The sequence below is a fragment of the Burkholderia oklahomensis C6786 genome (assembly GCF_000959365.1).
GTDB classification, from domain to species: Bacteria; Pseudomonadota; Gammaproteobacteria; order Burkholderiales; family Burkholderiaceae; genus Burkholderia; species Burkholderia oklahomensis.
The window spans coordinates 1,613,732-1,633,714 of record NZ_CP009555.1 but is presented as its reverse complement, the minus strand read 5'-3'; the positions used below and the strand labels follow the sequence as shown (position 1 = coordinate 1,633,714).

Here is a 19,983-nt window from a genome sequence, read left to right as displayed (position 1 = left end):
CTCCTTGTCCGGCACGTACGCCACCGCGCGCCGGATCCTCCTCCGCTAAAAGCAAAAGCGCGGGCTCTCGATGAGCCCGCGCTTTTGTTTGGATCGAAGCACTGCAGCGTTCGCGCCGGCCGGCAGCGCGACATGTCGCACGGCGCCGCGCCGGCCAACTGCGTATGCGGCCGGCCGGCTCGACGCGGATCACGAACCCGTCTTGCGGGCCGGCGTCTTGCGCGCGGCCGTCTTTCGAGCGGGCGCCGCCTTCTTCTCGGTCTTTGCCGTGCCGTCGGCCGCCGCGCCGTCGGCCGTGGCCGTCGACTTGGATGCGGTCTTCTTCGCCGCCGCGGGTCTCGGCTCTTTCTTCTCGAACTCGAAGCCGATCTTGCCGTCAGCCTGCTTGACTAGATACGCCTTGAAGTTGCGTCCGGTGCGCGACGACTTGAAGTTCGGCAGCAGATCGGTGCGGCCGTTCTCGAGGAGCTTCGCCATCTGCTCGCGGGTGATCTCCTGCTGGAGGATCACCTTGCCGGAGCGGAAGTCGCAGGTCTTTGGGTTCGCGACCGAATGCTCGCAGACGTAGCTCATCCCATGCTCGAACACGCGGCCCTTGCACTTCGGGCACGCGCCGACCGGCTCCTGCGCGGAGAAATCCGGCGCTTCGCCTTCTTCGCCGCCCTGCTCCTGGCCGAAGTCGAACTCGAGCTTGTAGTTCTTCGTCTCGTCGTCCAACGTGAGTTTGAGGATCGCGGAGAACGGCCGCCCCATCTTGCTGCGGAAGCCCGACAGCGGTCCGATCTCCTTCTTCTGCAGCAGTTCCTCGACTTCGGCGATCTCGAACTGCCGGCTGCCCGGAATCTTCGAAATCGAGAAGTCGCACTTCGTGCAGGCAAAGCGCCGGTAGTTCTCCTTCACCTGGCCGCCGCAATTCGGGCACGGCGTCTCGAGCGTCGCGTAGTCGCCCGGAATCGTGTCGGAGTCATACTCCTTTGCGCGCTTGACGATCGTCTGCGTCATCCGCGCGATTTCCTGCATGAACGCGTCACGCTGCAGGTTGCCGCGCTCCATCTGCGCAAGCTTGTGCTCCCACTCGCCCGTCAGCTCGGGCGCCGTCAGCTCCTTCACGCCGAGGCCGCGCAGCAGGGTCATCAACTGGAACGCCTTCGCGGTCGGAATCAGCTCGCGGCCCTCGCGCACGAGGTACTTCTCGCCGAGCAGGCCTTCGATGATCGCCGCGCGCGTCGCCGGCGTGCCGAGGCCCTTCGCGGCCATCGCTTCGCGCAGCTCGTCGTCCTCGACGAGCTTGCCCGCGCCTTCCATCGCCGAGAGCAGCGTCGCTTCCGAGTAGCGCGCGGGCGGCTTCGTCGTGAGGCCGTGCGCGGCGATCTTGTCGGTCTTGACCTTCTCCGCCTTCTGCACCGGCACGAGATTGGCGTCGGCGCCCTCGGCGTCGCGGCCGTACACCTGCAGCCAGCCCGGCTCGACGAGCACCTTGCCTTCCGTCTTGAAATGATGGCCGACCACTTCGGTGATCCGGGTCGTCACCTTGTACTCGGCGGCCGGGAAGAACACCGCGAGGAAGCGCTTGACGACGAGGTCGTAGAGCTTCTGCTCCGGCTCGGACAGCGACTTCGGCGCCTGCAGCGTCGGGATGATCGCGAAGTGGTCGCTGATCTTCGAGTTGTCGAAGATCCGCTTGTTCGGCTTCACCCAGTTCTTGTCGAGCACCTGCTTCGCGTGCGGCAGGTAGTTGTTGCTCTCCTTCAGCATCTCGAGCGTCGACTTCACCGTGTCGAGGTAGTCTTCCGGCAGCGCGCGCGCGTCGGTACGCGGATAGGTGAGCACCTTGTGCTTTTCGTACAGCGCCTGTGCGAGACCGAGCGTGTTCTTTGCCGAGAAGCCGAAGCGGCCGTTCGCCTCGCGTTGCAGGCTCGTCAGATCGAAGAGGAGCGGCGAGAGCTGCGTCGACGGCTTCGATTCTTCGGTGACGGTGCCGATCTGCTCGCGGCACGCGGCGACGATCGTCTCCGCAGCGGGCAGGCTCCAGAGGCGCGAGTCGCGCTTCTCGGGATCGAATTCGTCCTTCTTGAACTTGGGATCGAACCAGCGGCCTTCGTAGAAGCCGCCTGCGCAGACGAATTCCGCACGCACTTCCCAGTAATCGCGCGGTACGAAGCGGCGGATCTTCTCCTCGCGCTCGACGACGATCGACAGCGTGGGCGTCTGGACGCGGCCGACCGTCGTGAGGAAGAAGCCGCCGCCCTTGCTGTTGAACGCGGTCATTGCGCGCGTGCCGTTGATGCCGACGAGCCAGTCGGCTTCCGAGCGGCAGCGGGCGGCATCGGCGAGCGGCTGCATGTCCGAGTCGGTGCGCAGGTGCGCGAAGCCGTCGCGAATCGCGGCGGGCGTCATCGACTGCAGCCACAGGCGCTGGACGGGCTGCTTCGCCTTCGCGTGCTGAGCGATCAGGCGGAAGATCAGCTCGCCTTCGCGCCCCGCGTCGCATGCGTTGATCAGGCGATCGACGTCCTTGCGCTTCATCAGCTTCGTCAGCACCTTGAGGCGCGACTCGCTCTTCGCGATCGGATTCAGATCGAAATGAGGCGGGATGACGGGCAGGTGCGCAAAGCTCCATTTGCCGCGCTTGACCTCGTATTCCTCGGGCGCAGCGATTTCGAGCAGGTGGCCAACCGCCGACGACAGGACGTATTCGTCGTTTTCGTAGTATTCGTCATGCTTGGTAAAGCCGCCCAAAGCGCGCGCGATGTCGTTCGCGACAGAAGGCTTTTCCGCAATGATGAGTGCTTTCGACATGACAGTGTGTATTGGTAGACCGGGCGAGCCCGAGTGCGGGCCCTTTTACGACGGCTTTATAGCACACGGCGCCGAAACGACGGCCGGCGTGAGCAAAAAGCGGGTCATCATAAGTGGGGGCAAGGGCGGCGGCAAGCCCGTCGCGCGCCCTCTCGCGTAAACGAGCGATAAAGCTGCATTCCGCGGCCGATATTTCGGGGACGGATGGTTTTAGTCGAACAAATTGCGCAATTTCGGTGCATGCGGCGCGCCCGGCAGCGCGGTCAGGTCGGACAGCATTCGTTCGACGATTGCCGCGTGCGGCAGCACGGTGCCGAAGAAACGGACCGCGTTCGCGTCCTCGATCAAGAGCGTCGGGAAATTTTCGACGTCGAGGTCGTCGAGCCGATCGGCGTGCGTTTCGATGTCGATCCACGCGAAACAGGCATCGGGGTGCGCGTCGGCGAGCCGGTCGAACGCAATGCGGTATTCGCGGCAGGTGCCGCACCACTCGGCGCACAGGCAAGCGACGAGCAGCGTATCGGGATTCCGGAGGCGCTCGACGATCCGATCTTCGTCGGTGTCGAGGTTCAGCGCGGGCATTGGCGGTTTTCCTTGCATCGTACTTGCATCGTAAGGTGGCGGCGGCACGGGCAAAGGCCCAAGCGGACGCCTATTCGCCGGAATGTAGCACGGCGCCCGTCCCGTGCGCTTGAGCGGGCCCCTGCGCGCCGTCGATGCGGGTGTAGCGGCCGCCCGGCAATGCCGTGATGCGCCCGGCCAGTTCCAGCTGCAGCAGCAGCCGATGCAGCGCGTCGCTCGCGAGCGACGTGCGCTGTGCGAGCAGCTCGAGCGGCACCGGGCCATGGCCGATCGCGTCGAGCAGCCGGCGTGCGTCGGCGTCCAGGCCGGCGTCCGTCGAGGCGTCGGCGGGCGCGTTGCGGCTCGCGGCCGCCGGCCGGGCGCGATCGAGGCCGAATTCGTCGAGCACGTCGGCCGCAGTCTCGACGAGCTTCGCGCCGTCGCGAATCAGCGCATGGCAGCCTTGCGACAGCGGCGCGTGGATCGAGCCGGGAATCGCGAACACGTCGCGTCCCATGTCGTTCGCGAGCCGCGCGGTGATGAGCGAGCCGGAGCGCGGCGCAGCCTCGACGATCAGCACGCCGCCGGACAGCGCGGCGATCAGCCGGTTGCGCTGCGGGAAATGGGCGGCGCGCGCCGGCGTGCGGAGCGGCCATTCGGAGACGAGCGCGCCGCGCTCGGCGATCTCATGTGCGAGCGCGTGGTGGCAAGCCGGGTAGACGAGGTCCGCGCCGGTGCCGATCACGGCGACGGTGCTGCTCGCACCGTCGAGCCCGCCGCGGTGCGCGGCGCCGTCGATGCCGCGCGCGAGGCCGGACACGATCGCAAGGCCCGAATCCGACAGTTCGCGTGCGAAGCGCGTCGCGTCGGCGAGCCCCTGCGGGGTTGCGCCGCGGCTGCCGACGATCGCGACGGCCTGCGCATGAAGCAGCGCGACGCGCCCTTTTATATACAGCAGCGGCGGTGGATCATAGAGTTCGGCGAGCGCGCCCGGATACGCGGAATCGTGCCGGGTTACGAGCGCGTTGCCGGGTGCGTCGAGCCACGCGAGCGTTTCGTCGACGCGCCGCTCGAAATCGTCGGCGGACGGCGCGAGCACTGCGCGGGCGGCCGCGTCGCCGATCAGCGCCGCCAGTTCCGTATGCGACGCCCCGAAAAGCGCCTCGAGCGACGCGAACGCATTGAGGAGCGCGGCCCAGGCGCTGGCCGGCACGCCGGACGCGCCCGCAAGCCGCAGCCAGCCGGCGAGTTCGGCGCGCGTCAGCGACAGCGGCGACATGACGAAGCCCTCGAGAAGCGCGGCCTGCGAGCCGCGTGGTGCCGTGATAAAATTTTCATCATCCGAAATAGAACGAATGCCACGCGTGCAGGCCCGCGGCGATTGGCCGGTCATTGCGGCGCGCGGCGCATTCCGCGCGTCGTCGATACCATCTTGAGGCTGGCGCGCGCGTCGCGGCAGTCGGCCAAACGGCCGATGCGGGCGAGTCGTTCGTCTCTCAACACTGAACATCATGGCTTTGCTGAACATCCTTCATTACCCCGACAAACGGCTGCACAAGGTGGCCAAGCCGGTCGACAAGGTCGACGACCGCATCCGCAGGCTCGTCGCCGACATGGCCGAGACGATGTACGCCGCGCCCGGCATCGGTCTCGCGGCGACGCAGGTCGACGTGCACGAGCGCGTGATCGTGATCGACGTGTCCGAGGACAAGAACGAGTTGCGCGTCTTCATCAATCCGGAGATCGTCTGGACGGGCGACGGCAAGCAGGTCTACGAGGAAGGCTGCCTGTCGGTGCCCGGCGTCTACGACGAAGTCGAGCGTCCGGACCGCGTGCGCGTGCGCGCGCTCAACGAGCAAGGCGAGTCGTTCGAGATCGATTGTGAAGGGCTTCTCGCGGTGTGCGTCCAGCACGAGATGGATCACCTGATGGGCCGCGTGTTCGTCCAGTATCTGTCGTCGCTCAAGCAGAGCCGGATCAAGACGAAGATGAAGAAACTCGAACGCGCGATGTGACGCGCGCAGCCGCTTCCCGGTTCATTCGCACATGACACATTCACTGCGGGTCATTTTTGCCGGCACGCCGGAATTCGCCGCGGCGGCGCTCGCCGCGATCCATGAAGCCGGCTTTCCGGTGCCGCTCGTGCTGACGCAGCCCGATCGCCCGGCGGGGCGCGGGATGAAGTTGCAGGCGAGCGCCGTGAAGCGCTACGCGCTCGAGCACGGCATCGCGGTTGCGCAGCCGCCGTCGCTGCGCCGCACGGGCAAGTATCCGGCCGAGGCTGCCGCCGCGCTCGATCTGCTGCACGCGACGCCGCACGACGTGATGGTCGTCGCCGCATACGGCCTTTTGCTGCCGCAGGAAGTGCTCGACCTGCCGCGCCACGGCTGCATCAACATCCACGCATCGCTGCTGCCGCGCTGGCGCGGCGCCGCGCCGATCCACCGCGCGATCGAGGCGGGCGACGCGCAAACCGGCGTCACGCTGATGCAGATGGACGCCGGCCTCGACACGGGCGCGATGCTGCACGACGCGCGCGTCGCGATCGCACCCGACGACACGACGGCGACGCTGCACGACAAGCTCGCGGCGGCGGGCGCGCGCCTCATCGTCGACACGCTCGCCGAGCTCGAGCGCGAAGGTTCGCTCGTCGCGACGCCGCAGCCGGCCGACGGCGTCACCTATGCCGAGAAGATCGGCAAGCACGAGGCGGCGCTCGACTGGCACAAGCCGGCCGCCGTGCTCGCGCGGCAGGTGCGCGCGTTCGATCCGTTCCCGGGCGGCGCGGGGACGCTCGACGGCACGACGCTCAAGCTGTGGGCGGCGGAAGCGGTGGCGGCGCCCGGCGACGGCGCGCCCGGCACGATCGTCGATGCCGGCCCGGACGGCGTCGTGATCGCGTGCGGCGAAGGCGCGCTGCGCGTCACCCAGCTGCAGAAGCCGGGTGGCAAGCGGCTGCCTGCGCGCGAGTTTCTCGCGGGCGCGCCGCTTGCGGCCGGCCAGCGCTTCGCGCTACCCGACGCCGCATGATTTCGTCGCTTGCCTGCAGTTCATCGGAATCGCGCGCGCCGCGCAATCGGCCGAACGGCCAGGTCGCGCGGCGCAGGGCGCGCGCGTAGAATTCTCTGACGTCAGTATCGAGGGATCGGCATGTTCGGCATCACCCATCTTGGCTTGTTTGTCGCGGCGGTTTTCCTGTTGAACATCACGCCGGGGCCCGACACCGCGTATATCGTCGGCCGCAGCGTCGCACAAGGGCGCGGCGCGGGCCTCATGTCTGCGCTCGGCATCTCGGCCGGCTGCTGCGTGCACGTGTTCGCATGCGCGTTCGGCCTGACGGCGGTGCTCGCGGCGTCTGCCACTGCGTTCACGGTCATCAAGATCGTCGGCGCGGCCTATCTCGTCTACCTGGGCGTGCGTCTCGTCTTCGCGAAGCAGGAGCCTGCGGCCGAGCAGACCGCACGGCGCGGTGCGGACAAGTCGCTGCGCCAGCTTTTCATGCAAGGGTTCCTGACCAACGTGCTGAACCCGAAGGTGGTGCTCTTCTTCGTGTCGTTCTTCCCGCAGTTCGTGTCGGCGGACAGCAGCCACAAAGTGCTCGCGTTCCTGACGCTGGGCGTGGTGTTCCTCGCGATGAGCACCATGTGGTCGTGCGTCGTCGCTTGGGTCGCGGGCACCGTCACGCAGCGCTTCGCCGGCAAGCCTGGTGTGAAGAAATGGCTCGACCGCGGCGTCGGCAGCGCGTTCGTCGGGCTCGGCGTGAAGCTTGCGACATCGACGCGCTAAGGATTGAATTTTCTCGAAACGCTCTTATCTAACAAATCGCTTACAATTGTGCGCCGCCGTCGATGAGCGTGCGGCGCGGCCCCCGCAGACGGATAAGGAGTGGGAAACATGTTCAATTGGGTCAAAACGGCGATCCTGATGGCCGCGATCACGGCCCTGTTCGTCGTGATCGGCGGCATGATCGGCGGATCGCGCGGGATGACGATCGCGCTGCTGATCGCGCTCGGTATGAATTTCTTCTCGTATTGGTTCTCGGACAAGATGGTTCTGCGCATGTACAACGCGCAGGAAGTCGACGAGACCACGGCGCCGCAGTTCTATCGGATGGTGCGCGAGCTCGCGACGCGCGCGAACCTGCCGATGCCGCGCGTCTATCTGATCGACGAGGACCAGCCGAATGCGTTCGCGACCGGACGCAATCCGGAGCACGCGGCCGTCGCCGCGACGACGGGTATCCTGCGTGTGCTGTCCGAGCGCGAGATGCGCGGCGTGATGGCCCATGAGCTCGCGCACGTGAAGCATCGCGACATCCTGATCTCGACGATTTCCGCGACGATGGCGGGCGCGATCTCGGCGCTCGCGAACTTCGCGATGTTCTTCGGCGGGCGCGACGAGAATGGCCGTCCGGCCAACCCGATCGCGGGCATCGCAGTCGCGCTGCTCGCGCCGATCGCGGGCGCGCTGATCCAGATGGCGATCTCGCGTGCACGCGAGTTCGAGGCGGACCGCGGCGGTGCGCAGATTTCAGGCGATCCGCAAGCGCTCGCGTCGGCGCTCGACAAGATTCACCGCTACGCGTCGGGCATTCCGTTCCAGACGGCGGAGCAGCATCCGGCCACCGCGCAGATGATGATCATGAACCCGCTGTCGGGCGGCGGGCTGCAGAACCTGTTCTCGACGCACCCGGCCACCGAGGAACGGATCGCAAGGCTGATGGAAATGGCGCGCACCGGCCGCTTCGACTGACGAATCTTGTCGCAACGACGACGTGCTCGTAAGGGGGCGTCGCGACGGTAGCTGCTTCCGACGCGTTTCGGCGCGCCGGGCGAACCTCCGAACCCCGTACGCTTCACGCTGCGGGGTTCGCCGTTTGCGGCGGAGCGGCGGCGTTTTGGTTTGCAGATTCCGCGAGGAGCCGCTAGCGGGCTACCGCGAATCGCGTCGTCATCGCTTCGAATACTCCGAGCACGTCGAGCACATCGAGCACCGCCGTTGCCGGTACATCGAGATTCCGAAGTGCAAAGCGAAGAAACAGGTTGCCGCATGGCGCCCGCACCGTAAAAACTAAGCTCGCTACCGCTACCGCTACCGCTACCGCTACCGCTACCGCTACCGCCTTTCGCCGCCCGCCGCCCGCCGCCCGCCGCCCGCCGACGACCGAAAGAACGGCACAGCCTGATTCGTTCATCCCGAAAGGGCCCGCGCCCGCCCGCCGCCGACTCTCGAACCCGACCCGCCACGCATCGCCCGCCGCCCGACGCGCAATTCCACCGACCCAGCCCCGCCACCCGAACAGGAGAGCCGATCGCCCGGCGCGCTACAATATCCCGCTCACCGGCCGCGGGCCGGCCACCGGCACACCCCTACCACCGCCCGGCGCCACCGCGTGCCGCAGGCATTGCTGATCCGATGACCCAGACTCGCTCTTCCCGTTCACGCGCATCCGGCGCGCCCGCTCGCGCCACGCGCCTGTCGACGTTGCACCTCGTTCCCGATTCGCTCGGCTTCGCGCTCGACGCCGCCGCGCAAGCGGTCGATGCGGTCAACCGCGGCGCGGCGCTGCCCGCCGCGCTTGCAGCCGTCCAGGCGGCGCTGCCCGCGGGCACGCAACCGGGGCCGCGCGGCGCGATCCAGGATATTGCATATCGCGCGGTGCGCCGCCGCGGCACGGCCGACTGGCTGATCGCGCAATTCGTCGCCAAAGCGCCGCACGCGCACGTGCATGCGCTGCTCGTCTGCGCGTTCGCGCTTCTCGTCGACGACGACGAGCACGCCGCGTATGCGCCCTTCACCGTCGTCGACCAGGCGGTGACCGCTGTCGGCGCGCGCCGCGAGTGCTCGTTCGCGAAGGGGCTCGTCAACGCGGTGCTGCGTCGTTTCCTGCGCGAACGGGCCGCGTGGCTCGAGCGGCTGCAGTCCGATCGCCGTGCACGGTGGAACTACGAGACGTGGTGGATCGACGCGGTCGAGCGCGCGTGGCCCGACGCGTGGCAGCGCATGCTCGCCGCGGGCGACGCGCCCGGCCCGCTGACGCTGCGCGTGAACGCGCGCCGCATGGCGGCCGACGCATATCTCGACGTGCTGCGCGCCGAGCAGATCGACGCCGAAAAAATCGGCCGCCACGCGATACGGCTTGCGTCGCCGCTGCCGGTCGAGCGCATTCCGGGCTTCGTGGACGGCATCGTGTCGGTGCAGGATGCGGGCGCGCAGCTCGCGGCCGAATGGCTCGGCGCGCGCGACGGCATGCGCGTGCTCGACGCGTGCGCGGCGCCCGGCGGCAAGACGGGCCACATCCTCGAGCTTGCGGACGCCGAAGTCGTCGCGCTCGAAAGCGATCCGGCGCGCGCGCCGCGCATCGGCGAAAACCTCGCGAGGCTGTCGCTTGCGGCCGACGTGCGCATCGGCGACGCGGGCGATCCTGCGCAATGGCACGACGGACGCCCGTTCGACCGAATCCTCGCGGACGTGCCGTGCTCGGCGTCGGGCATCGTGCGTCGCCATCCGGACATCCGCTGGCTGCGTCGCGCGGCCGACATTCCCGCGCTCGTCGACGAGCAGCGCCGCATTCTCGCCGCGCTCTGGCCGCTCGTGAAACCAGGCGGCGAGCTGCTGTACGCGACCTGTTCGATCTTTCCGGAAGAGGGCGAGCTGCAGGCGCGCTGGTTTGGAGACGCCTATCAAGATGCGGTACGATTGGACGCGCCCGGGCAGTTGCTGCCGCAGGGCGCGTCAGGCGGGGCGCCGGCCGTCGGGGGATCGAGCGAGCCCGGCCGGCATGTCGATCACGACGGATTTTTCTACGCGCGCTTTCAGAAACGGTGACGATCAAACGCTTCTTTCCACTCCGGCTCGCGGCCGTGCTTTGGGTCGCGCTGACGCTGTGTCTCGCTGCCGTTCCTTTCGCACACGCCGATCCGGTCGCCGTGCAGCGCGCGTCGCTGCAGTCGGACGGCAGCGGCTGGAGCCTCGACGCGCGTTTCGATTTCGAGCTCAACAGCAGCCTGGAGGACGCGGTCAACAAAGGCGTGCCGCTTTATTTCACGACCGATTTCGAACTGAGCCGCGCGCGCTGGTATTGGTTCGACGAGCAGCCGGTGTCGGTGTCGCAGACGATCCGCCTGTCGTTCCAGCCGCTCACGCGCGAATACCGCGTGTCGACGGGCGGCTTGCAGCTCGGCTTTCCGTCGCTGAAGGAGGCGCTCGCGGTGGTCAAGCACGTGACGTCCTGGCACGTGATCGACAAGAGCCAGGTGCGCTCGGGCGAAACGTATACCGCGTCGGTGCGGATGCAGCTCGACACCGCGCTGATGCCGAAGCCGTTCCAGGTCGACGCGGTGAACAACCGCGACTGGAGTCTCGTTTCCGACTGGAAGCGCTTCACTTTCACGGTGGCCGAACGTGCTAAATAAAATGCGCGTCCGCCGCGCGACGAGCGGAAAGAGCCTCCTCATACGCGTGATCGTGTCGACCGTCGCGATCACGGCGCTTCTGCTGCTCGTGCTGCTCGCGGCCGCGAGCGCGAACACCGAGTTCTTCGATCGCTACTACTCGTGGCTCTACTCGGCGAACATCATCGTCGCGCTCGTGTTCCTGCTCGTCGTGCTCGGACTCGTCGGGATGATCGTCGCGCGCCTGCGCAAGGGCAAGTTCGGCACGCGGCTGCTCGCGAAGCTTGCGGTGTTCTTCACGCTCGTCGGCGTCGTGCCGGGCGGAATCATCTATATCGTGTCGTATCAGTTCGTGTCGCGCAGCATCGAGTCCTGGTTCGACGTGAACGTCGAGACGGCGCTCACCGCGGGCCTCAACCTCGGCCGCGGGATGCTCGACACGTCGCTCGCGGACTTGCAGACGAAGGCGCGCCTGATGTCCGAGCAGCTCGCGAGCGCCGACAGCAACACGAACGGCACGACGCTCACGCTGCTGCGCCTGCGCGACCAGTTCGGCGTGCAGGACGCGACGATCGTGGAGCCGGGCCGCGGCAACGGCGCGTCGCCCGACGTGCACATCGTCGCGCAGGCGTCGGGCAACTTCGCCGCGCTGATTCCGGACGACATGCCGACGCCGCTGATGCTGAGCCAGGCGCGCGAGCACGGCGGCTATGCGGCGATCGAGGGCGAAGTCGACGGCGATCCGCGTGCGCACGGATCGAAGGGCGCGCTGCGTCTGCGCGTCGTGCAGCGCATTCCCGATGCGACGACGACGCTGCTGCAGCCCGACGAGCGCTTCCTGCAGCTCACGCAGCCGGTGTCGCCGACGCTCGCGCGCAACGCCGACGCGGTGCAGCGCGCGTATCGCGAATATCAGGAGAAGTCGCTCGGCCGCAGCGGGCTGCGCAAGATGTACATCGGCACGCTGACGCTCGCCCTCTTCCTCGCGACGTTCATCGCGATGATGATCGCGCTCGCGCTCGGCAACCAGCTCGCGCGGCCGCTGTTCCTGCTCGCGCAGGGCACGAAGGAGGTCGCGGAAGGCGACTACACGCCGAAGCGCGAGATCAAGACGCGCGACGAGCTCGGCTTCCTCACGCAGTCGTTCAACGCGATGACGCGCCAGCTTTCGGAGGCGCGCCTCGCGGTCGAGAAGAACCGCGTCGCGCTCGAGCATTCGAAAACCTATCTCGAGAGCATTCTCGCGAACCTGACGGCGGGCGTGTTCGTGCTCGACCGCCAGTTCCGCCTGACGACCGCGAACCGCGGCGCCGAGCGGATCTTCCGGCAGCCGTTCAATTCGCTGATCGGCACGACGCTCGATCAGATCGGCGTCGTCGCGGAATTCGGCGCGATGGTGAGAAAGGCGTTCGCCGATCGCGAGGCGGCGGGCCGGGGCGGCGGCGAGGATCGCGGCCACTGGCAGCAGCAGTTCGCGGTCGAGGTGCCGGGCGAGGCCGATCCGCTGACGCTGCTCGTGCGCGGCACGCGGCTCGTGTCGACGGCGGCCGCGCCGGGCCAGCCCGACGATCCGCAGACGTCCGGCTACGTCGTCGTGTTCGACGACATCTCCGACGTGATCTCGGCGCAGCGCTCGGTCGCGTGGGGCGAAGTCGCGCGGCGGCTCGCGCACGAGATCAAGAATCCGCTCACGCCGATCCAGTTGTCGGCCGAGCGTCTGCAGATGAAGCTGTCCGACAAGCTCGCGCCGCCCGACGCCGAAGTGCTGAAGCGCGGCGCGACGACGATCGTCAATCAGGTGGCCGCGATGAAGCGGATGGTCGACGATTTCCGCGAATACGCGCGCACGCCGACCGCGGTGCTCGTCAACTTGCAGCTGAACGATCTGGTGAGCGAAGTATCGACGCTCTACGGCGTCGGCGAAGGCAAGAGCACGATCGTCGTCGAGCAGGCGCCGCTTCCGGTGATCCGCGGCGATGCGACGCAACTGCGTCAGGTGATCCACAATTTGCTGCAGAACGCGCAGGATTCGGTCGCCGACGTCGAGCATCCCCGTGTGTTGCTCGAAACCAAGACAGTAGAATATGGCGATCCCGACGCAGACGGCAAAACGCGCGTCGCGGTTCGGCTGACCGTCTCGGACAACGGTCCGGGTTTTCCGGCGCGCATCCTGACGCGCGCGTTCGAGCCTTACGTGACGACGAAGGCGAAGGGCACGGGGCTCGGCCTCGCGACGGTGAAGAAGATCGTCGACGAGCATGGCGCGCGGATCGATCTGCGCAATCGCATGCACGGCGACGTCGTGGAAGGCGCGCAGGTCTCGATCCTGTTCCTGCAACTCGCGGACGACGCGGCGGGCGCCGGGGGCGGAGCGAACGGCGGCACGGCACCCGCCAAGACAAGAGCAACTGTGCAGACAAAGGCAGCGTAAATGGCAACCATCCTGGTGGTAGATGATGAAATGGGCATCCGGGAATTGCTCTCGGAGATCCTCAGCGACGAAGGGCACGTCGTCGACGTCGCGGAGAACGCGCAAGCCGCGCGCGACTACCGGCTGCAACATGCGCCCGATCTCGTGCTGCTCGACATCTGGATGCCCGACACCGACGGCGTCACGTTGCTGAAGGAGTGGGCAAGCCAAGGACAACTGACGATGCCCGTCATCATGATGTCGGGGCACGCGACGATCGACACGGCCGTCGAGGCGACGAAGATCGGCGCGCTCGATTTCCTCGAGAAGCCGATCACGCTTCAGAAGCTGCTGAAGTCGGTCGAGCACGGCCTCGCGCGCGGCGCGGCGCCGCTGCCGGCGAACCCGGCGGCGAAGCAGGCGGCGGGGCCGTCGTCGGTCGCGTCGGCGGCCGCGTTGCCGACGTTCGGCGACGATTCGGACGCGGCGCTCGCGGGCCACACGACGGCTGCGATTCCGTTCGACATTCCGCTGCGCGAGGCGCGCGACGCGTTCGAGCGCGCGTACTTCGAGTATCACCTCGCGCGCGAGAACGGCAGCATGACACGCGTCGCGGAGAAGACGGGCCTCGAGCGCACGCACTTGTATCGGAAGCTGAAGCAGCTCGGCGTCGAGCTCGGCAAGAAGCCCGCCGAAGGCGCGGCATAAATTTTTACGCAAAGGGCTTGATCGCTGCCTGACGCATTGCTATAATCTTTTTTCTTCGTGGCCCGGTAGCTCAGTTGGTAGAGCAGCGGATTGAAAATCCGCGTGTCGGTGGTTCGATTCCGCCCCAGGCCACCAGCAGTATCCCACCCCAAGAATCGCCAGATTCTTGGGGTTTTTCGTTTGTGGAGCGGCATTTCCGGTCCTCGGCCGGTTTTGGGGCGGCGTGATAAAATCTCCGTCGACTCAAAGACTTAGAGGACTTGAGGATGCGTCCGGGGGCGCCGCAAGTCTTTTTTTGTTTCGGCGCTCGAGGACGGCACGAGCCCGTGCGCCGCTGCAGCGCGGCGCGATGAGCGACATAAGCGCCGCGCCGTTTCCGGGCGGGCGCGGCTGCCTATACTGGGTGGGCCGGCGCCGCCGGCGCGTGCCGGATCGCCGGCGCGCTCGCTCATCATTCACGGAGTATCAGGTGATTCGGACAGACGCTAAGGACGGCGCGCTCGTGTTGTTTTCAGGCGGGCAGGATTCGGCCACGTGTGTTGCCTGGGCGCTCGAGCGCTATCAGACCGTCGAGACGCTCGGCTTCGACTACGGCCAGCGCCATCGCGTCGAGCTCGAATGTCGCGACGGCGTGCGCGATGCGCTGAAGCAGCGTTTTCCGCAGTGGGAGAACAAGCTCGGCGACGATCACATGATCGATCTGTCGGTGCTCGGCGCGATCAGCGACACCGCGATGACGCGCGCGATCGAGATCGAGACGGCGTCGAACGGCTTGCCGAACACGTTCGTGCCGGGCCGCAACCTGCTGTTCATGACGATCGGCGCGGCGATCGCGTATCGGCGCGGGTTGCGCGTGCTCGTCGGCGGCATGTGCGAGACCGATTTCTCCGGCTATCCGGATTGCCGCGACGATACGATGAAGGCGCTGCAGGTCACGCTCAATCTCGGCATGGACACGCGCTTCGTGCTGGAAACGCCGCTGATGTGGCTCGACAAGGCCGACACGTGGCGGCTTGCCGAGCAGCTCGGCGGCAAGCCGCTCGTCGAGCTGATTCGCGTCGAGACGCACACGTGCTACGTCGGCGAGCGCTCGGAGCTGCACGATTGGGGCTTCGGCTGCGGCGAATGTCCGGCCTGCAAGCTGCGCAAGCGCGGCTACGAAGCGTATCAGCGCGGCGAAAGCGTGACGGAGGCGCCCGTCTGACACGCGACTCAGGGCGGCGCTCGCGTATGCCGCGAGCGGCAACAGAATTCATCGAGTAACGGAAGGCGAGCGGCGCAAGCCGGAACGAAGCAGCATGACGTACACGGTCAAGGAAATTTTCTATACGTTGCAGGGCGAGGGCGCGAACGCCGGGCGTCCGGCCGTGTTCTGCCGGTTCGCCGGCTGCAACCTGTGGTCGGGGCGCGAAGAGGATCGCGACGGCGCGGTGTGCCGCTTCTGCGACACCGACTTCGTCGGCGCCGACGGCGAGAACGGCGGCAAGTTCAAGGATGCCGAGTCGCTCGCGGCGCAGATCGCGTCGCTGTGGCCGGAAGGCGAAGCGCATCGCTTCGTCGTCTGCACGGGCGGCGAGCCGATGCTGCAGCTCGATCAGGCGCTCGTCGATGCGCTGCATGCGGCCGGCTTTACGATCGCGATCGAGACGAACGGGTCGCTGCCCGTGCTCGAATCGATCGACTGGGTCTGCGTGAGCCCGAAGGCCGATGCGCCGCTCGTCGTCACGAAGGGCAACGAACTGAAGGTGGTGGTGCCGCAGGACAACCAGCGCCTTGCCGATTATGCGAAGCTCGACTTCGAGCATTTCCTCGTGCAGCCGATGGACGGCCCGTCGCGTGACTTCAACACCAAGCTCGCGATCGATTGGTGCAAGCGCCATCCGAAGTGGCGGCTGTCGATGCAGACGCACAAGTACCTGAACATTCCTTGAGCCTTACGCTTCATTCATCGTGCTGATTACCCGAAAACTCGAATTCGACGCGGGCCACCGCATCCCCGATCACCGCAGCCAGTGCCGGAATCTGCACGGGCATCGCTATGTGCTCGAAATCACGCTGCGCGGCGATCTCGTCGATACCGAGGGCGCGCCCGACCGCGGGATGGTGATGGATTTCGCCGACGTGAAGGCGCTCGCGATGGAGCATCTCGTCAGCAAGTGGGATCACGCGTTCCTCGTCTATGCGCGCGACGAGGTCGTGCGCTCGTTCCTCGAGAAGATGGTCGACCACAAGACGGTCGTTCTCGACCGGATTCCGACCGTCGAGAATCTCGCGGCGATCGCGTTCGACATCCTCGCGAACGTCTACGACGCACATTACGGCGTCAATCTGCGCCTCGAGCGCGTGCGTCTCTACGAGACGCCGAACTGCTGGGCCGACGTCGAGCGCGGCCCGCGCGCCTGACGCGCGGCGGTACGCGGCGCGCGGCACGGGCGGCCTGCGTGCGTCGCGGTATGCGCTTCGGCGTGCGCGAGGCGGTCGCGCACCGGCGCTTTTTCTTCTCTCTCCTTGGTTCGATGCACTTGTCCGGTTTGCTCGGGGCGCTCGATTTCGTGTGGACGCGCAGTGGCGGTCCGATTCGGGCGAATTCGTTGAACCTGGCGGATCAGCGGATCGTCGCATTTGCCGATTTGCCGATTTGCCGATTTGCCGATTTGCCGATTTGCCGATTTGCCGATTTGCCGATTTGCCGATTTGCCGATTTGCCGATTTGCCGATTTGCCGATTTGCCGATTTGCCGATTTGCCGATTTGCCGATTTGCCGATTTGCCGATTTGCCGAGCACGGAGCTGCTGAGCCGCTGACTCATTGATCCTCGTACTGCTGTCGTTCTGGGCAATTGTCTGATCGACCAGCGGATCGTTCGATCTGTCGATGCGTTGGTCCGACAATTCGTCGAATCCCCCGAATCCCCGAATCGCACCAACCGGCTCGCGCCCCGCGATGCGCGGCTTCACCCCGCATCGGTATTTTCCGAGTCCGCGCGCCGGCTGCGATCACGGTATGATCGAATCGGCCGCCGCGACGAACGAGCCGCGCGCGTCCTTGCGGCTCGGCGCCCGCCCGGCAGCCGCCCGCCGCTCCTTCCGAATCGCAGTCCGCTCGTGCGCCGCACGACAGGAGGCCGCCGATGAGCACGCTCACCAATTCCCTGAAGGCGCGTCTGCGCGACGGCGACGAGCCGTTGTTCGGCCTGTGGCTCACGCTCGCGAGCGCGGCGGCGACCGAGGCGCTCGCGCATGCCGGCTTCGACTGGCTGTGCATCGACATGGAGCACGCGCCGAACGATAGCCACGACGTCGCCGCGCAGCTGCGCGCGCTCGCGGCCGCGCATTTGCCGAGCGAGCCCGTCGTGCGGGTGCCGGCGCGCGAGCCGTGGCTCGTCAAGCGGGCGCTCGACGCGGGCGCGCGCACGCTGATGTTCCCGAACGTCGAGACGGCCGACGACGCCGCGCACGCGGTGCGGCTCACCCGCTTTCAGTCGGCCGACGCGCCGGATGGGCTGCGCGGCGTCGCGGGCATCGTTCGCGCGGCCGCGTACGGGATGCGGCGCGACTATGTGCAGACCGCGAACGCGCAGATCGCGACGATCGTGCAGATCGAATCGGCGCGTGGAATCGACGAGGCCGAGCGGATCGCGGCGACGCCGGGCGTCGATTGCATGTTCGTCGGTCCGGCCGATCTATCGGCGAGCCTCGGGCATCTCGGCGATACCAGGCATCCGGACGTCGCGGCCGCGCTCGAGCACGTGCTCGCGGCAGGGCGGCGCGCCGGCGTGCCGGTCGGCATCTTCGCCGCCGACGCGGCCGGTGCGCGCCAGTATCTCGAAGCCGGGTTTCGCGTGATCGCGTTGTCGGCGGACGTCGTGTGGCTGCTGCGCGCGACGCGGCAGGCGCTGCAGGAGGTGCGGGGATGAACGGGAAGAGCCGCCGCGCGCTGTCGTCCGCGCGCGCGCGGCGCGCGCTGCGCGACGCGGCGATCGGCGCGCTGCTCGCGACGGCGCTCGGCGCGACGGCGGGCGGCGCGCTCGCGCAGGCGTCGGGCGCGCAGAAGCAGCCGAATCCGGAACGCGAGACCGAGTCGGCGATCGCCGACTACAACGCGGGCAATCTGCGCGCCGCGCTCGTGCAGTTTCACGACGCGGCGACGCGCGGCAACCGTCTCGCCGCGTTCGATTACGCGATGATGCTGATCACGGGCGAAGGCGTGACGGCGAACGTGCCGGAAGGGCTGCGCTGGCTGAAGCGCGCGGCCGACGCGGGCATGTCGCAGGCGCAATACGTGTATGGCCGGATGCTCGACGACGGCGAGTTCGTCGCGCGCGATCCGGCGGCGGCGCACGGCTGGTTCCTGAAGGCCGCGCGGCAAGGGCACGTGCAGGCCGAGCTCGCGCTTGCGAACCAGTTTCTCGACGGACGCGGCACGCCGCGCGACAACCGGCAGGCGTTCGCCTGGTACAAGCGCGCGGCCGACGCGGGCGAGCCGGTTTCGCAATACGTGACTGCGTCGTTCTACGAGCACGGCGGCGACGGCGTCGCTCGCAACCTCAACATCGCCCGCGCGTACTACGCGGCGGCCGCCGCGCAAGGCGACGATACGGCGGCGCTCAAGTACCGGGAACTGACGGCCGAACTGAAGGCGGGGGGACCGGGCGGGGCGTCGGCGCCGAAGGCGCCTGGTTCGTCGAACTGATCGAAGCGGCGAACTGTCGGACCGGCGAACCGGACGAATTGGCGAACCGCGAACCGCGAACCGCGAACCGCGAACCGCGAACCGCGAACCGCGAACCGCGAACCGGGCCCGCGCAAGGCTTGTCCGCCAGACACGACGCGCGACAACCGCGACCGACGCGTAGAACACATCGCGAGTCCGCACGTTCACCGCACCCGACACGCCGACACGCCGGCCCGAAATCGGCGATAAAAAAAGCGGCGCATCGCGCGCCGCTTCGATCAGCTCTTCATCAGCCGTTTCTGCCGCCCGACGCTCATGATGAGCCCGATGGCGATGCCGAGCGTCGTGAGCGCGGTGCCGCCGTAGCTCATGAACGGCAGCGGCACGCCGACGACGGGCAGCACGCCGCTCACCATCCCGATGTTGACGAACGCGTAGACGAAGAACGCGAGCGTCAGCGACCCCGCGAGCAGCCGCCCGAACAGCGTCGCGCCCTGCGCGGCGATGTAGAGCCCGCGCGCGATCAGCGCCATGTAGAGCGTGAGCAGCACGAGCCCGCCGACGAGCCCGAATTCCTCGGAGAACACCGCGAAGATGAAGTCGGTGTGCTTCTCCGGAATGAATTCGAGGTGGGCCTGCGTGCCCTTCAGATAACCTTTGCCGAGCGGGCCGCCGGAGCCGATCGCGATCACCGCCTGAATCGTGTGGAAGCCCTTGCCGAGCGGATCGGACGTCGGGTCGAGCAGCGTGCAGACGCGGTGCTTCTGGTAGTCGTGCATCAGCGGCCAGACGACTTCGGGCTGGCAGATGCGATCCTCGAACACGGCGATCGAGCCGACCGCGAGCACGCCGGCGACGAGCACCGGCACGATCAGCTTGTACGACAGCCCCGCGAGATAGATCACGAAGAGGCCCGCCGCGAACACGAGGACGGCGGTGCCGAGGTCCGGCTGCTTCGCGATCAGGCCGACGGGCACCATCAGGATGCCGAACGCAACGACGAAGTCGTACCAGCGCAGGCTGCTTTCGCGCCGCTGGTAGTACCACGCGAGCATCAGCGGCGTCGCGATCTTGAGGATCTCGGACGGCTGGATCACGACGCCGACGTTCAGCCAGCGCTTCGCCCCTTTCTTCGTCATCCCGAACAGCGCGACCGCGACGAGGAGCGCGACGCCGAACGAATAGAGCGGCACGGCGAAGCGCATCAGCGTCTGCGGCGAAATGTTCGCGATCACCCACATCAGCGCGAACGTCAGCATGATGTTGCGCAACTGGTCCTCGACGCGGCCGGGCATGTCGATGCTCGCGCTGTAGAGCGTGACGATGCCGACGCACAGCAGCAGGAACACGATGAGCGCGAGCGGTCGGTCGAAGCCCGCGAACATCTGCTTGATCTTGTCGAGCGAGGCGCGCTTGTCGAATTGCATGCCTGTCTCC

Annotated in this window: 18 protein-coding genes and 1 tRNA gene; 14 read left to right on the top strand and 5 right to left on the bottom strand. The window is 67.3% G+C overall.

What is annotated here, in order from left to right; genetic code table 11:
- Positions 1-189: 189 nt before the first annotated feature.
- From BG90_RS07295 to dprA, 3 genes are all read right to left on the bottom strand, one after another.
- Positions 190-2,799, bottom strand: coding sequence for a DNA topoisomerase III (locus BG90_RS07295; protein ID WP_010113203.1), 2,610 nt, complete (start codon positions 2,797-2,799; stop codon positions 190-192).
- A 210-nt stretch (positions 2,800-3,009) separates the two neighbouring features.
- Complete coding sequence (locus BG90_RS07290) at positions 3,010-3,381, bottom strand: thioredoxin family protein (RefSeq protein WP_010100723.1); 372 nt, start codon at positions 3,379-3,381, stop codon at positions 3,010-3,012.
- Positions 3,382-3,451: 70 nt separating this feature from the next.
- Positions 3,452-4,639, bottom strand: coding sequence for a DNA-processing protein DprA (gene dprA, locus BG90_RS07285; protein ID WP_010113206.1), 1,188 nt, complete (start codon positions 4,637-4,639; stop codon positions 3,452-3,454).
- 232 nt (positions 4,640-4,871) lie between these two features.
- Here dprA and def point away from each other — a divergent pair, with 232 nt between their 5' ends.
- The 12 genes from def to queD all read left to right on the top strand — a co-directional run bounded on the left by def (position 4,872) and on the right by queD (position 16,275).
- Positions 4,872-5,375: a peptide deformylase gene (gene def / locus BG90_RS07280; protein WP_010100727.1), complete on the top strand. Its 504-nt coding sequence runs from the start codon at positions 4,872-4,874 to the stop codon at positions 5,373-5,375.
- Positions 5,376-5,406: 31 nt separating this feature from the next.
- The gene (gene fmt / locus BG90_RS07275) at positions 5,407-6,390 is read left to right on the top strand and encodes a methionyl-tRNA formyltransferase (protein ID WP_010113210.1); all 984 of its coding nucleotides are present in this window, start codon (positions 5,407-5,409) and stop codon (positions 6,388-6,390) included.
- A 120-nt stretch (positions 6,391-6,510) separates the two neighbouring features.
- Complete coding sequence (locus BG90_RS07270) at positions 6,511-7,146, top strand: LysE family translocator (RefSeq protein ID WP_010113212.1); 636 nt, start codon at positions 6,511-6,513, stop codon at positions 7,144-7,146.
- Between the two features lie 108 nt (positions 7,147-7,254).
- A complete protein-coding gene (gene htpX, locus BG90_RS07265; protein WP_010113215.1) occupies positions 7,255-8,112 on the top strand; it encodes a zinc metalloprotease HtpX in 858 nt (285 codons plus the stop codon).
- Positions 8,113-8,775: 663 nt separating this feature from the next.
- The gene (gene rsmB / locus BG90_RS07260; RefSeq protein WP_010113218.1) at positions 8,776-10,188 is read left to right on the top strand and encodes a 16S rRNA (cytosine(967)-C(5))-methyltransferase RsmB; all 1,413 of its coding nucleotides are present in this window, start codon (positions 8,776-8,778) and stop codon (positions 10,186-10,188) included.
- On the top strand, positions 10,185-10,775 hold the full coding sequence (locus tag BG90_RS07255; protein ID WP_010100735.1) for a DUF4390 domain-containing protein: 591 nt from the start codon (positions 10,185-10,187) through the stop codon (positions 10,773-10,775). Before rsmB ends, BG90_RS07255 begins: the two co-directional genes overlap by 4 nt.
- A gap of 1 nt (position 10,776) precedes the next feature.
- Positions 10,777-13,185 carry a sensor histidine kinase EsaS gene (gene esaS / locus BG90_RS07250; RefSeq protein WP_010100736.1) on the top strand — a complete coding sequence of 803 codons (2,409 nt, stop codon included), beginning with the start codon at positions 10,777-10,779 and terminating at the stop codon, positions 13,183-13,185.
- The gene (esaR, locus tag BG90_RS07245; protein ID WP_010113220.1) at positions 13,186-13,872 is read left to right on the top strand and encodes a response regulator transcription factor EsaR; all 687 of its coding nucleotides are present in this window, start codon (positions 13,186-13,188) and stop codon (positions 13,870-13,872) included.
- Positions 13,873-13,931: 59 nt separating this feature from the next.
- A tRNA-Phe gene (locus BG90_RS07240) sits at positions 13,932-14,007 on the top strand.
- Positions 14,008-14,341: 334 nt separating this feature from the next.
- Positions 14,342-15,076 carry a 7-cyano-7-deazaguanine synthase QueC gene (gene queC / locus BG90_RS07235; protein WP_010100817.1) on the top strand — a complete coding sequence of 245 codons (735 nt, stop codon included), beginning with the start codon at positions 14,342-14,344 and terminating at the stop codon, positions 15,074-15,076.
- A gap of 94 nt (positions 15,077-15,170) precedes the next feature.
- Positions 15,171-15,803, top strand: a complete 633-nt coding sequence (gene queE / locus BG90_RS07230) for a 7-carboxy-7-deazaguanine synthase (RefSeq protein WP_010113223.1) — start codon at positions 15,171-15,173, stop codon at positions 15,801-15,803.
- Between the two features lie 19 nt (positions 15,804-15,822).
- On the top strand, positions 15,823-16,275 hold the full coding sequence (gene queD, locus BG90_RS07225) for a 6-carboxytetrahydropterin synthase QueD (RefSeq protein WP_010113225.1): 453 nt from the start codon (positions 15,823-15,825) through the stop codon (positions 16,273-16,275).
- Here the strand turns inward: queD and BG90_RS36090 are convergent.
- The gene (locus BG90_RS36090; RefSeq protein WP_158335888.1) at positions 16,224-16,829 is read right to left on the bottom strand and encodes a hypothetical protein; all 606 of its coding nucleotides are present in this window, start codon (positions 16,827-16,829) and stop codon (positions 16,224-16,226) included. The genes queD and BG90_RS36090 overlap by 52 nt on opposite strands.
- Before the next feature lie 173 nt (positions 16,830-17,002).
- On the opposite strand from BG90_RS36090, the gene BG90_RS07215 reads away from it, so the two are divergent.
- Positions 17,003-17,788: an HpcH/HpaI aldolase family protein gene (locus BG90_RS07215; RefSeq protein ID WP_010100822.1), complete on the top strand. Its 786-nt coding sequence runs from the start codon at positions 17,003-17,005 to the stop codon at positions 17,786-17,788.
- Entirely contained in the window at positions 17,785-18,564 is a 780-nt protein-coding gene (locus tag BG90_RS07210) for a tetratricopeptide repeat protein (RefSeq protein ID WP_045568101.1), read from the top strand. The genes BG90_RS07215 and BG90_RS07210 overlap by 4 nt, the downstream gene beginning before the upstream one ends.
- Positions 18,565-18,824: 260 nt before the next feature.
- Here BG90_RS07210 and rodA read toward each other — a convergent pair whose 3' ends face one another.
- Positions 18,825-19,973 (bottom strand): rod shape-determining protein RodA, encoded by a 1,149-nt coding sequence (rodA, locus tag BG90_RS07205; RefSeq protein ID WP_010100830.1) that lies wholly within the window; start codon positions 19,971-19,973, stop codon positions 18,825-18,827.
- Positions 19,974-19,983: the final 10 nt, after the last annotated feature.

Bases quoted from the DNA above. Each gene is read 5' to 3' on its own strand.
- fmt (WP_010113210.1), top strand. From the start codon at position 5,407: ATGACACATTCACTGCGGGTCATTTTTGCCGGCACGCCGGAATTCGCC.
- queE (WP_010113223.1), top strand. From the start codon at position 15,171: ATGACGTACACGGTCAAGGAAATTTTCTATACGTTGCAGGGCGAGGGC.
- esaS (WP_010100736.1), top strand. From the start codon at position 10,777: ATGCGCGTCCGCCGCGCGACGAGCGGAAAGAGCCTCCTCATACGCGTG.
- rsmB (WP_010113218.1), top strand. From the start codon at position 8,776: ATGACCCAGACTCGCTCTTCCCGTTCACGCGCATCCGGCGCGCCCGCT.
- BG90_RS07215 (WP_010100822.1), top strand. From the start codon at position 17,003: ATGAGCACGCTCACCAATTCCCTGAAGGCGCGTCTGCGCGACGGCGAC.
- def (WP_010100727.1), top strand. From the start codon at position 4,872: ATGGCTTTGCTGAACATCCTTCATTACCCCGACAAACGGCTGCACAAG.
- BG90_RS07270 (WP_010113212.1), top strand. From the start codon at position 6,511: ATGTTCGGCATCACCCATCTTGGCTTGTTTGTCGCGGCGGTTTTCCTG.
- rodA (WP_010100830.1), bottom strand. From the start codon at position 19,973: ATGCAATTCGACAAGCGCGCCTCGCTCGACAAGATCAAGCAGATGTTC.
- BG90_RS07290 (WP_010100723.1), bottom strand. From the start codon at position 3,381: ATGCCCGCGCTGAACCTCGACACCGACGAAGATCGGATCGTCGAGCGC.
- htpX (WP_010113215.1), top strand. From the start codon at position 7,255: ATGTTCAATTGGGTCAAAACGGCGATCCTGATGGCCGCGATCACGGCC.
- esaR (WP_010113220.1), top strand. From the start codon at position 13,186: ATGGCAACCATCCTGGTGGTAGATGATGAAATGGGCATCCGGGAATTG.
- BG90_RS07295 (WP_010113203.1), bottom strand. From the start codon at position 2,799: ATGTCGAAAGCACTCATCATTGCGGAAAAGCCTTCTGTCGCGAACGAC.
- dprA (WP_010113206.1), bottom strand. From the start codon at position 4,639: ATGTCGCCGCTGTCGCTGACGCGCGCCGAACTCGCCGGCTGGCTGCGG.
- BG90_RS07210 (WP_045568101.1), top strand. From the start codon at position 17,785: ATGAACGGGAAGAGCCGCCGCGCGCTGTCGTCCGCGCGCGCGCGGCGC.